The organism is Massilia sp. YIM B02443 (assembly GCF_030411955.1).
In the GTDB taxonomy this organism is placed as follows: domain Bacteria; phylum Pseudomonadota; class Gammaproteobacteria; order Burkholderiales; family Burkholderiaceae_D; genus Telluria.
Map to the genome: position 1 here is coordinate 1 of NZ_JASNRA010000008.1, position 12772 is coordinate 12772.

At 67.4% G+C, this 12772-nt stretch carries 10 protein-coding genes; 5 read left to right on the forward strand and 5 right to left on the reverse strand.

The genetic code is table 11. The annotated features are described in order from the left end of the window. Positions 1-202: 202 nt before the first annotated feature. The 4 genes from QPK27_RS10195 to QPK27_RS10210 form a co-directional block, all read right to left on the reverse strand. On the reverse strand, positions 203-544 hold the full coding sequence (locus QPK27_RS10195; protein WP_290418122.1) for a DUF1840 domain-containing protein: 342 nt from the start codon (positions 542-544) through the stop codon (positions 203-205). A gap of 69 nt (positions 545-613) precedes the next feature. Continuing rightward, entirely contained in the window at positions 614-2179 is a 1566-nt protein-coding gene (locus QPK27_RS10200) for a hypothetical protein (RefSeq protein WP_290418123.1), read from the reverse strand. After that, positions 2176-2922, reverse strand: coding sequence for an ABC transporter ATP-binding protein (locus tag QPK27_RS10205; RefSeq protein ID WP_290418124.1), 747 nt, complete (start codon positions 2920-2922; stop codon positions 2176-2178). The genes QPK27_RS10200 and QPK27_RS10205 overlap by 4 nt, the downstream gene beginning before the upstream one ends. A gap of 8 nt (positions 2923-2930) precedes the next feature. Beyond that, positions 2931-3464 carry a hypothetical protein gene (locus QPK27_RS10210; protein WP_290418125.1) on the reverse strand — a complete coding sequence of 178 codons (534 nt, stop codon included), beginning with the start codon at positions 3462-3464 and terminating at the stop codon, positions 2931-2933. A 118-nt stretch (positions 3465-3582) separates the two neighbouring features. On the opposite strand from QPK27_RS10210, the gene QPK27_RS10215 reads away from it, so the two are divergent. Further along, positions 3583-4542: a GlxA family transcriptional regulator gene (locus QPK27_RS10215; RefSeq protein WP_290418126.1), complete on the forward strand. Its 960-nt coding sequence runs from the start codon at positions 3583-3585 to the stop codon at positions 4540-4542. Between the two features lie 27 nt (positions 4543-4569). Here the strand turns inward: QPK27_RS10215 and QPK27_RS10220 are convergent, their stop codons facing one another. Further along, positions 4570-6093, reverse strand: coding sequence for a YifB family Mg chelatase-like AAA ATPase (locus QPK27_RS10220; protein WP_290418127.1), 1524 nt, complete (start codon positions 6091-6093; stop codon positions 4570-4572). 259 nt (positions 6094-6352) lie between these two features. Between QPK27_RS10220 and QPK27_RS10225 the strand changes: the two genes are divergently transcribed. The 4 genes from QPK27_RS10225 to QPK27_RS10240 all read left to right on the forward strand — a co-directional run bounded on the left by QPK27_RS10225 (position 6353) and on the right by QPK27_RS10240 (position 12728). After that, on the forward strand, positions 6353-7291 hold the full coding sequence (locus QPK27_RS10225; RefSeq protein ID WP_290418128.1) for an ABC transporter ATP-binding protein: 939 nt from the start codon (positions 6353-6355) through the stop codon (positions 7289-7291). A gap of 10 nt (positions 7292-7301) precedes the next feature. Next, a complete protein-coding gene (locus QPK27_RS10230) occupies positions 7302-10883 on the forward strand; it encodes a M1 family aminopeptidase (protein WP_290418129.1) in 3582 nt (1193 codons plus the stop codon). A gap of 197 nt (positions 10884-11080) precedes the next feature. Further along, entirely contained in the window at positions 11081-11467 is a 387-nt protein-coding gene (locus tag QPK27_RS10235) for a DUF5329 domain-containing protein (protein WP_290418130.1), read from the forward strand. A gap of 253 nt (positions 11468-11720) precedes the next feature. Continuing rightward, a complete protein-coding gene (locus QPK27_RS10240; protein ID WP_290418131.1) occupies positions 11721-12728 on the forward strand; it encodes a hypothetical protein in 1008 nt (335 codons plus the stop codon). Positions 12729-12772 lie beyond the last annotated feature (44 nt).

Sequence of the window (12772 nt, forward strand, 5' to 3'; positions counted from 1 at the left end):
ACCAGTGTGAAAGTAGGTTATCGTCAGGCTAGTTATAAGAAGAAGCCCGCTCAGTGATCTGAGCGGGCTTTTTTGCGTTCTGTCGCCGAACACCAGCAGCTGAAATGTCTGGCAGATCGGCACTTAATCAGCTGCTTGGACGCGTGGACGGCGCAGCCGTCCACCCTACGATGACGTCATTGGTGAAGCTCACGTCGCAGCGTCAAACACCCCAAAGAATATCGGTCTTGTTGTCGCGGGCCGAGCGCAGCATTTCGAGCAGGGGATACATGCGGGTCGAGAAGCTGACGACTTCGATTGGCCCGTGGTCATGATCGTCGGCGTCGCGATCGTGGGCATGGATGTCTTGCGCCACCTGTTCGGACGCCTGGTGCCTGCGGCTTTCTTCGATCTCCGGTTCGATCAGGTCGATCGCGCGCGCGGCTTCAGCCGACGTGATGACGCCGCGTTCCGGTTCTTTGTCCAGCAGGTCGAAGATGCGTTTGGCGTGTTCCTGATACATCAGGACTTCGGGGTACGACTTGCATTTAAATGTGATCAACATAGCTATCTCTTGGTTTTGTTAGTGATTAAACGATAGCACGTATGGCGCACCGTGATCGTGCGCGAGCGCTCACACGGCGCGATCCCGCGGCTGCCTCATCAGCCAGGCCGAAGCGAGCGTGAGCAGCGCCACCCCAAAGGCAGCGCCAGCCCGGAGTGCGGCATTGCCGGACGGTGGCGCCAGTGCTGCGGCGGCCAGCAGCCAGGCCAGGCCTCCCCATGCCAGACTGTTCAGCAACTGCAGCAGGTTCATCACGAAGCCGCGCTTGCCGCTTGCCGGGAAGTTGCTGCGTACCCCCGGCCGGCCGCACCAGAACACGATCATCCCGGCGCCCAGTACGGCGGCGCTGGCGGTGAAGCACAGCACCAGTCCGCCCAGCGGCGAGCGCACCACCAGCCACAACAGCGGCAGGCCGACCAGTACCAGCACCGGCATCACCGCCGCCGCCAGCTTGGCGCGCCGCAGAGCGCCGGGCGACGCCGGCGATACCAGCAGCAGGTCGGGCGCATCCTCGGCCGACAGCGCGATCCATGCCAGCGACCCGGCCAGCGAGCTGGCCAGCAAGGTCAGGCCGGCGCCGATCGCCGGTACGTGCAAGCCGTCGTCACGAAACACCACGAAGCACATCGGCACCAGGTACAGCAGCTGCAGCAGCACCTGCGAGATCAGCTGCGGATCGCGCACGATCAGGCGCCACTCCTTGATCACCACGGTATCGAACAGGCTGCGCCCGAAGCGCAGACGCACCGGCGCGGCTTTCCGGCGCGCCGACGAAGAACCGGTGGAAGCCGACAGCTGCAGCCCGACTGCGAAGAAGCGGTGCGTATGGCGCGCCGTCAGCGCGAACGCGGCGACGGCAAGCGCCGCCAGCGCCAGCATCGGGCCGGGATCCCCCAGCAGCGCACGCGCCGGCAGCCACACCGGGCTGTCCTCGGCCAGCACGCCATCGGGGCCCAGCATGCCGCCCAGCAGCTCGCGCATGCGGCCCTGCCACTGGCGCTCGAACAGCGAATACGTCTGCGATGCGATCACCAGCAGGGCCCCGGCAAGCGCGCCGATCACCTGCGCTACCACCCGCGTGCGGCGCGCGCCGATCAGGCGCACCAGGCCGAGCGTCAGTAACATGGCCGCACAGGCGCACAGCACCGCAATGCCGACCAGCGCCGGATACACGCCCAGCCAGCGCCACTGACCATGCAGCAGTGCGCCGTGCGCGAACGGCGCCAGGACAAACAGGTGGATGCCGGCGGTAGAGGCCACCACGCCGGCCAGGCGCACGCTGAAGATGCTGCGCGAGGACAAGGGCGAGGACAGCAGCAGATCCAGGTCGCCGCGCTCGAACAGCGCCAGCACGCTCGACTTGATGGCAGTGGACAGCATGAAGGTGCCGCTCACCGCCAGCAGCGCCGTCACCGCGAGCAGGATGCGCGGATCGCCGACCGGGATGCCCGCCAGATTGCACATCGCAAGCCAACCGGCCGCGTGCAGCGCCAGCCACACCAGCGCCACCGTCGCGATCGTGCCCATGCCCGGCCGTCGCCCGGCGCCATGGCCCTTGCCGCTGCCGGCGCCATACCAGAACAGGCGCAGCTCGTGCCGCAGCAGCCACAGCCCACTCCCGGCGGCAAACCTCATGACGCCGCGGTCAGCTGCAGGAACACCTCTTCCAGGCTGCCTCCTTGCGTGCGCTCGCGCAACTGGTCCAGCGTGCCTTCGGCGATCAGGCGTCCTTCGCGGATGATGCCGATGCGCTGCGCCAGCCGCTCGGCTACTTCGAGGATGTGGGTGGTCAGGATCACGCTGCCGCCGCCCGCCACGTGCGACAGCAGCAGGTCCTTCACCTGGCGCGCCGCGGCCGCGTCGAGCCCGGTGAGCGGCTCGTCCAAAATCAGCAATTGCGGCTGATGGATCAGCGCACCGGCCAGGGCCAGCTTCTGCTTCATCCCGCGCGAGAAGCCCTCGGTGAGCTCGTGCGCGTGGCGGCTCAGGTCGAGCCAGTCGAGCAGCTCCTGGGCGCGCGGCGCCGCCTCGTCGGCGCGCACGCCCCACAGGCCGGCAACGAACTCGAGGTATTCGTAGGGCTTGAGCTTCCCGTACAAGAGCGGCTCGTCCGGCAGGTAGGCCATCTGCATCTTGGCCGCCGCCGGCTCGCGGGCGAGGTCGACGCCGAGCACCTCGATCGTGCCGGCGTCCGGCGCCAGCAGGCCGGTCACCAGGCGCAGCGTGGTGGTCTTGCCGGCGCCGTTGGGGCCCAGCAGCGCGTACAGCTCGCCGCGCCGTACGTTCAGGTCGAGACCGTCGACGGCGGGCCGGCCGAATTGCTTGCGCAGGCCTTCGATGCGCAGCGCGGGCGCGCTGTCGTTGATACTGTCGTCCATGGTCGTCCCTATTGCGCGGTGAACGAAGTCATGAACTGCTCGACCTGCTCCGGCGGCGCGCCATCTGGCTTGCCCAGCACGATCACCTGAAACACACGCACGCCGCGCGCCACGAAGCGCCCCTGCAGACGCACCGGCTGGCCGTTGCTGCTGCCGGTCGCGTCGACCTGCAAGCCGTCCCGTGCGGCCGGTGCAGCAGATACGACGTCATCGTCCTTGCCGATATTGCGCAGCAGTGCGCGCCGCATCGCCGGCAGCGCCGCCTGTGCCCGGGCGCCATCGGGCGCGCTCGCACTGCCGACGGCGAAGGTAACACCGTTGACCTCGGCCGCCGTCATCGTCATCTCCACCTGCAGGCCGTCGAGGTCGACGCTGCGGGCGAAGGTGGCGGGTTTGGCCGGGAACAGCACCTTCCAGGCGCCATCCGGGCTGGCGTGGTCGCGCCAGTTATAGGTCGGGTTGCAGCCGGCCAGCAGCGATGCCGCCAGCACGGCCGCGGCCATCAGGGCGCCGCGCGCCGGGAACAGGATGTGTGGTCGCATGGGACGATGGTAGCAGTCCCGGCGCGGCCACTCACCGGTTTTTTGCGCCGCCGCCGCGCGCTTGACGTATGATCTGCAATCACGCGCGCCATCAAGCGGCCACCATCGAGGACCCATCATGAAACGCAGAATCGGCTTCCTGCTACCCCCGGGCTTCCAGGCGCTCGATCTGATGGCCACCACCGTGTTCGAGATCGCCAACAGCCTGGACGGCGGCCCGTTCTACGACGTGACCCTGTTGTCCGAACAGGGCGGAGTGCTGGGCAGCTCGTCCGGCGTCGGCGTGTTCACCGAAGCCTTCGGGCGCCACGACTACGACACCCTGATCGTGGCCGGCATCATGCATCCGATCGGCATGCGCTCGACCGGGCCCTTCCTGGACTTCCTGCGCGCCGCCAGTCACGCCTCGCGCCGCACCGCCAGCATCTGCACCGGCGCCTTCATCCTGGCCGAAGCCGGCCTGCTCGAAGGCCGGCGCGCCACCACCCACTGGGCGCTGGCGCGCGACCTGCAGCGCGCCTATCCCAGGACCCGGGTCGAGGAAGACCGCATCTTCATCAACGACGGGCGCATCTGGACCTCGGCCGGCATGACCGCCTGCATCGACCTGTGCCTGGCGATGGTCGAAGCCGACCTGGGCAAGGACGCCTCGAAGCACATCGCGCGCCAGATGGTGGTGTACCACCGCCGTAGCGGCGGCCAGTCGCAGTTCTCGGCCCTGCTCGAGCTGGAGCCGAAGTCTGACCGCATCCAGCAGGCGCTCAGCTACGCCAAGCGCCACCTGCGCAAACCCTTGTCGGTGGACGAGCTGGCCGAAGCGGCCAACTTGAGCACGCGCCAGTTCAGCCGTACCTTCCGCCTCGAGACCGGACAATCGCCGGCGCGCGCGATCGAGGTGCTGCGGGTGGAGGCGGCGCGCGCCCTGATCGAAAGCAGCAACCATTCGATCGACGTGGTGGCGCGCGAGACCGGCTTCGCCGATCCGGAACGCATGCGGCGCGCCTTCCTGCGCGCCTTCGGCCAGCCGCCGCAGGCGATCAAGCGCGCGGCGCGCGAGCAGGCCGCCACGCCCGCCTGAGCCGGCGCGCCCGCCTTCCATCCATAATCAATCCTCGCGCAGTGCGCGGCGGTAGCCGATCGCCTCGGCCACGTGGTTCGCCGCTACATGTTCGGCGCCGGCCAGGTCGGCCACCGTGCGCGCCACCTTGAGCACGCGGTGATAGGCGCGCGCCGACCAGTGCAGATGCTGGGCTGCGCTGTGCAGCAGGCGCCGGCCGGCGTCGTCCGGCGCGCAGTGCAGGTCGACCTCGCTTGGCGCCAGCTGGCTGTTGGCATGGCCCTGGCGCTGCAGCTGGCACGCATACGCCTGCGCCACCCGCGCCGCCACGGCGCTGCTCGGCTCTCCTTCGGCCTGGGCGCCCATGCTGTCGGGCGGCAGCGCCGCCACCGGCAGCTGGATGTCGATACGGTCCAGCAACGGCCCCGAGATGCGGCCCTGGTAGCGCAGCACCGCTTCGCCGGTGCAGCGGCACTTGCCGCTGGCGTGGCCCAGCCAGCCGCAAGGGCAGGGATTCATCGCCGCGATCAGCTGGAAGCGGGCCGGAAAGTCGGCCTGGTGCGCCGCGCGCGAGATCGTGATCTGGCCCGACTCGAGCGGCTCGCGCAGCACTTCCAGTACCCGGCGGTCGAACTCGGGCAGTTCATCAAGGAACAGCACCCCATGATGCGCCAGCGAGACTTCACCGGGACGCGGCAGGTTGCCGCCACCCACCAGCGCCACGCCCGACGTCGTGTGATGCGGACTGCGAAACGGCCGCCGGCGCCAGCGCTCGGGCGAGAAGCCGCCGGCCAGCGACTGCACCGCCGCCGATTCCAGCGCCTCGCGCTCGCTCATCGGCGGCAGCAGGCCGGGAAAGCGCGCCGCCAGCATGCTCTTGCCCGCGCCGGGCGGCCCGATCAGGATCGCCGAGTGTGCCCCGGCCGCCGCCACTTCGAGCGCGCGCTTGGCGTGCTGCTGGCCCTTGACCTCGGCGAAGTCGGGATACACCGGCGCCAGCGGCAGGGCTGGACGCCCGTAGCGCGCCAGGCGGGGCGCATCCGGCGTGTTGGCGAAATGCGCGCAGACCTCGAGCAGCGTGCGCGCCGGGTGGATCGCGGCGGCGTCCACCAGCGCCGCCTCGTCGGCATTGGCCAGCGGCAGGATGAAGGCGCGCGCACTGCCTTCGTGCTCGTTCTGGCGGATCATGGCGAAGGCCATCGCCAGCGCGCCGCGGATCGGGCGCAGCTCGCCCGACAGCGACAGCTCGCCTGCAAATTCGTACCCTTCCAACGTATCGCCGCGGATCTGGCGCGACGCCGCCAGGATGCCAAGCGCGATCGGCAGGTCGAAGCGCCCCGACTCTTTCGGCAAATCGGCCGGCGCCAGGTTGATCGTGATGCGGCGTGCCGGAATATCGAAGCCGGAATTCTGCAGCGCCGCGCGCACCCGGTCCTTGGCTTCGCGCACTTCGGTGTCGGGCAGGCCGACGATCGCCATACCCGGCAACCCGTTGGCGAGGTGGACTTCGACGCTGACGGCGGGCGCTTCCATGCCGGCGAGGGCGCGGCTTCTGAGGACGGCAAGGCTCATCGGATTCCTTGTGCTGGCGAGTAGGGTGGCCCTTATCCTAAGACGCTCGCATGGCCACCTGTTGAGAGCGGACAGGGGTGCGCATGCGATGTGCATATACCTGCAAATTCGTCGCCCATTCCCGGATTTCCACCGCCTGTCACAAAAAGCTGACATTGCAAATCATTAACGCTACATTATCTTGGAGGCAATAATAATTCTCGCGTCAAGTTCTCGCGCGGGGCAGAACATCATCAACGGAACTCGGGAGAAGCAAGCGATGTTATCGATCCAGCAGCTCAACAAGACCTATGCCAACGGCGTCAAGGCCATCAACAACGTCAGTCTCGACATCCCGAACGGCATGTTCGGCCTGCTCGGGCCCAACGGCGCCGGCAAGTCCTCGCTGATGCGCACCATCGCGACGCTGCAGGATCCCGACAGCGGCAGCATCCACTTCCACGGTCTCGACGTCCTGCAGGACAAGGAGGCGCTGCGGCGCCGGCTCGGCTACCTGCCGCAGGACTTCGGCGTGTATCCGAAGGTCAGCGCCGAGAAGCTGCTGAACCACTTCGCGGTCCTGAAAGGCATCACCCACAAGGGCGAGCGCAAGGAAATCGTCGAAGCCTTGCTGAACCAGACCAACCTGTGGGAAGCAAGAAAGCGCGGCCTCGGCACCTATTCCGGCGGCATGCGCCAGCGCTTCGGCATCGCCCAGGCGCTGCTCGGCGCGCCGCGCCTGGTGATCGTCGACGAGCCGACCGCCGGTCTCGATCCCGATGAGCGCAACCGTTTCCTCAATCTACTGGCCAAGATCGGCGAACAGGTGGTGGTGATCCTGTCGACCCACATCGTCGAGGACGTGACCGACCTGTGCCCGCGCATGGCGATGATCGCCAGGGGCACGGTGCTGCTGCAGGGCGAGCCCCAGGCGGCGATCGACACGCTCAAGAACCGCGTCTGGCGTCGCACCGTGAGCCAGGAAGCGCTGCCGGAATACCAGCAGCGCTTCAACGTGCTGTCCACGCGCCTGGTGGCGGGCCGGCCGCAGATCAACGTGTACGCCGAGTCGCAACCGGACGACGGCTTTACCAGCGTCGAGCCGGACCTGGAAGACGTCTACTTCCTGCAGGTGCGCAGCGCCGGCCGGGCGGCCGATGTCGCCACGACCGTCACGCCGGGCGCTACGGTTCCGGTGACGGCAGCGGGTACCCAATAAGGGAGCGGGCATGCTGAGAGAATTCTTCAAGTTCGAGCTGGACTTCCAGCTGCGCCAGCCGCTGCTGTGGGTGTGCGCGCTGATCTTCGGCGCGCTGGCCTTCGGCGCCACCACCACCGACGCGATCCAGGTCGGCGGCAGCATCGGCAACGTCAACCGCAACGCGCCGGTCGTGGTGGCGCAGCTGCTGGGCGTGTTCAGCCTGATGTCGATGTTCGTGGTCACCATCTTCATCGCCGGCAGCGTGCTGCGCGACGGCGAAGTCGGCATCGCCGACATGCTGTTCGCCACCCCGATGAAGAAGCGCGACTACCTGGTCGGGCGCTTCGGCGCCGGCCTGGTGGCCTGCCTGTTCATCTTCGTCCTGATCGTGCTCGGGATGATGCTCGGGCCGCTGATGCCGTGGATCGATCCGCAGCGCGTCGGCCCGTTCCCGGGCGCGGCCTACCTGTGGGCGCTGGGCGTAATCGTGGTGCCCAACCTGTTCTTCATCGGCGCGCTCCTGATGCTGCTGGCCGCCACCACGCGCTCGATCATGATGGTGTACGTCGGCGTGATGGCCTTCTTCGTGCTGTGGATCGTGGCCGGCAGCTTCACCTCGAACATCGACAACGAGTGGATCGCGGTGCTGGCCGACCCGTTCGGCGTGCGCGCCCTTGGCCGCGCCACGCGTTATTTCTCGACCGCCGAATCGAACGCCGGCCTGCCCGACATCCGCGGCTACATGCTGGGCAACCGCCTGCTGTGGAGCGCGGTCGCGCTGGCGCTGCTCGGCCTGACGCTGGCCCTGTTCAAGCCGCAGCGCGCCGGCACCGGCAAGCGCCTGTTCGGCAAGGCCAAAGCGGTTGCTGCGGCGCCGGCCGCACCGACCCAGGCGGCGCTGCCGCGCATCGAGCCGCGCTTCGGCGCCGCCACGCGCTGGATCCAGTGCTGGCACATCCTCAAGTTCGACGCCGTCTCGGTGTTCAGGAGCGTGCCGTTCCTGGTCATGCTGCTGTTCGGGATGCTCAATATGGTCGGCAGCTCGAGCCAATTGGACAAGATGTTCGGCACCGACGTCTATCCGCGCACCCACCTGATGATCGACCTGCTCAACGGCAGCTTCAGCTTCTTCCTGATCATCATCGTCACCTTCTATGCCGGCGAGCTGATTTTCCGCGAGCGCCAGGCCAGGATCGCCGACGTCAGCGACGCCATGCCGATGCCGAACTGGGCGCCGCTGGTGGCCAAGAGCCTGGCGCTGGTGGGTGTGGTGCTGGCCTTCCTCGGCGCCGGCATCCTGACCGCGATCGCGATCCAGCTGTACCGCGGCGGGGCGCCGGTCGAACTCGGTGTCTACATCAAAGGCGTGTTCATGGCCGGCTTGCCGTACGTCCTGATGGCGCTGATCGCGATCGTGCTGCAGGTGGTGACCAACAATAAATTCATCGGCTACCTGTTGATGATCGTGTTGATGATCGCGCAGATCGTGCTGAGCGTGATGCACTTCGATCACAACCTCTACAACATCGGGCTGCTGCCGGAAACGCCGTACTCGGACATGAACGGCTTCGGCCACTTCCTCACCGGGTGGGCCTGGTTCGCGCTGTACTGGACCCTGTTCTGCGTGGCGGCGCTGATCGTGGCCCAGGCCTTCTGGGTGCGCGGCCTGTCGGCCGGATGGCGTCCGCGCCTGCGCGCGGCGCTGCGCCGCCTGAGCGGCAGCAGCGGCGCCGCGCTGGCGCTGTGCACGGTGGCGTTCGCGCTGGTGGGCGGCTGGATTTTCCACAACACCGTCACCCTGGACCGCTACGAAGCCAAGGACGTCACCATGGACAAGCAGGCGCGCTACGAAAAGGCGTATCGCCGGTACAAGGACCTGCCGCATCCGAAGGTCACCGACGTGCGCGCCGCGGTCGACATCTATCCCGAGCAGCGCCGCGTGCTGGTCAGCGGCAGCTACGTCCTGCAGAACAAGACGAATGGACCGCTCGACACCCTGCGCCTGCAGCGCAACGCCGACGTGGTCACCACGCTGGGCCAGTTGCCGCCGCACCGGGTGATCCTGGACGACAGGGAGTCGGGCTTCCTGATCCTGAAGCTGGACCAGCCGCTGGCGCCGGGAGCGAGCATGCCATTGCGCTTCACGGTTGACGTGCGCCGCCCGGGCTACTCGAACTCGGGCACGCCCGACACCATCAACCTGAACGGCACCTTCTTCAACAACCAGGAATTCTTCCCGCTGATCGGCTACCAGCCGGACTTCGAACTGACCGACCGCAACGAACGCCGCAAGCGCGGCCTGGGCGAACCGCAGCGCATGGCCAAGCTCGAGGACGTGGCGGCGCGCGCCAATTCGATGTTCGGCGCCGGCGCCGACTGGATCAGTTTCGAGACCACGGTCTCGACGGGCGGCGATCAGATCGCGCTGGCGCCGGGCTACCTGCAGAAGTCGTGGAAGGAGAACGGCCGCAACTTCTACCACTACAAGATGGACCGGAAGATGATGCCGTTCTTTGCCTACCTGTCGGCGAACTGGCAAGTGAAGAAGGGCGAGTGGAACGGCATCCCGATCGAGGTCTATCACGATCCCAAGCACGGCTACAACGTGGAGCGGATGATCGAGGCGACTCGCAAGTCGCTCGACTATTACACTACCCAGTTCACGCCTTACCAGCACAAGCAGGTACGGATCCTGGAGTTCCCCAACTACCAGAGCTTCGCCCAGTCGTTCGCCAACACGATCCCGTTCTCGGAGTCGATCGGCTTCATCGCCGACTTGCGCAAGAAGGAAGACATCGACTATGTGTTCTACGTCACGGCGCACGAGATGGCGCACCAGTGGTGGGGCCACCAGGTGACCGCGGCCGACGTGCAGGGCGCGAGCATGCTGATCGAATCGCTGTCGCAGTATTCGGCGCTGATGGTGATGGAGAAGGAATACGGCCGCCACCAGATGCGCCGCTTCCTGCGCTACGAACTGGATCGCTACCTGCAATCGCGCGGCAGCGAGAAGATCGAGGAACTGCCGCTGGCGCGCGTGGAAAACCAGGACTACATCCACTACCGCAAGGGCAGCCTGATCTTCTATCGCCTGCGCGACGAGATCGGCGAAGAGGCGCTGAACCGCGCACTGAAGCGCTTCCTGACCGACAAGGGCTACCAGGAGTCGCCGTTCACCACGTCCAGCGAGCTGCTCGATTACATCCGCGCCGAAGCGCCTGCGTCCAAACATGCCCTGATCGCGGACATGTTCGAGAAAATCGTGTTCTACGATAACCGGGTGCTCGAGGCCAGCGCCAGCAAGCGCAGCGACGGCCAATGGGACGTGACCATGAAGCTGCACCTGGCCAAGATGCAGGCCGATGGCATGGGCCAGGAAACGGCGCGCGCCTACGACGAGCCGGTGGAGATCGGCGTGTTCGCGCGCGCCAAGGGCGCTTCGGAGGCCGACGAGCGCGTGCTGTTGCTGGACAAGCGCGCGCTGTCGGGCGCCAATCCGGTGGTCACGGTCACGGTCAAGGAGCAGCCGTTCGAGGTCGGCGTCGACCCGTACAACAAGATGATCGACCGCGTCTCGCGCGACAACCGCAAGGAAGTCGCGATCGAGTAAGAAGGAGCTGGCGTTGCCGCCGGTGCAATCCGGCAGTGGCCCATCCTTCGTCAGTTGCGCCTGCCCTGGCTTCAGGTGACAGGAACATGCGATGCATGCACTGCGGTTGACGTGGCCGCGCGGCGTGGCGCCAGGACGGCGCACACGCCGCGCGCAAACGGGCATACTGGCGCTGTCCGCCTTTTCGCCGCCTCCAGATGAAACCGATCCTGCTTGCCCTTGCCGCCGCGCTGTCCCTGTCTTCGACCCTGGCGCAGGCCGCGCCCACGCCGGCCGCGCGCGCCGAGATCGCGCACCTGGTCGGCTACCTGAACGCGTCCGGCTGCAGCTTCCACCGCAACGGCAGCTGGCACGAGGCCGGCAAGGCGGCCCAGCACCTGGAGCGCAAGTATGAGTATCTGGTCAAGCGCGACCTGATCGCGACGAGCGAGGATTTCATTGACCGCGCCGCCAGCGAAAGCAGCATGACCGGCAAACCCTACCAGGTCCGCTGCGGAAGCGCGGCGCCGGTCGACAGCGCCGCCTGGCTCAAGGCCGAGCTGGCGAAATACCGCGCCGCGCAGCGCGCATCCCCATCCCGTTAAACACAACGTCATTCCGGCAAGCGCAACGCCTGTCCCTGTGCGCACATTGCTGGCCAATTTGGTGATGCTGCGCAACGTGTCGAATTTGCCGACTTCCGCAAAAATTTCATGCTTCCGGTGGCTTTTGCGTATTGACGAACAGTTACCAGTGTGTGACGATTTGTTTTCAATCAATAAAGACAACGCTTATCCAGAGTGCATGACGTGAGGCGGCCGCGACGACGGCCAGCCCGCGCGACGGGAGGGGAAAGCGATGCTTGCGAACGCGTGGTCGTGGTGGAAAACGTTGGCGCCGCTGGCGCTGCTTGCCTTGGCGGGTGCGCCGGCGCAGGCAGGCCAGGCCGACCCGCTGGCGCAGATGGTGCAGCACAAGCGCTACGTCGAGGCCGACCGCGCCATCGCCGAGCGGCTGGCAGGCAATGCGAATGACGCGGCGGCGCTGGCCGGCAGCGTCGACCTGGCGCTGGCGCGCGGCCATGGCGGCCATCTGCAGGAAGCCCGCACCCTGGCCACGCGCTGCGTGCGCGCCAATCCCGAGGCCAGCCTGTGCGCCGAGGCGCTCGCCAACGTGCAGGCGGCGCAGGCGCGCGCCGGCGGCTTGTTCGGACTGGTGCGCCAGGCGCGGCCGATCCGCGACAACTTCGAGCGCGCGCTCAACCTCGATCCCAAGAATTACCGCGCGCGCGTGGCGCTGCTGCGCTTTTACCTGTCCACGCCGTTCTTCCTGGGCGGCAGCGAGAGCCGCGCGCGCGAACTGGCGAGCGAAGCGCAGCGCACCGACCCCGACCTGACGCGCCTGATGCGCGCCCTGTACGCGCTGGAAGAGGGCCGGCCGGGCGACGCCGAGCAGTACATCCTGGCGGCCGACCTGTCCGAATACGAATTGGTGCAGGACAGCCAGCGCGACCTGCTGCAGGAACTGGCCAGCGCCCACCTCAACGCCGGCCGCTACGCCGAGAGCGCGCGCCTGTTTCAGGAACTGGGACGGCGCGCGCCGGCCAGCGAACTCGGACCCTACGGCCTGGCGCTGGTGGCGCGCGCTCAGGGCAAGCTGACCGAGGCCGCCGCGCAGCTGGAACGGGCGGCGCTGGTCGCGCCCAGGCCCTACGTGTACAAGATGCTGGGCGAGGTGGCCGAAGCGCGGCGCGACAAGCGGCGCGCGATCTCGGCCTACCGCGCCGCGCTGACCGGTCACCCGCCGCTCGACCCGTGCGAGCAGGAAGAAGCCAAGGCCCGGCTGGCGTCGCTGAAGGGGCGCTGAACCGCTCACGTCACGATGAGCGGCTCCTTGGCAAGCGCCACCGC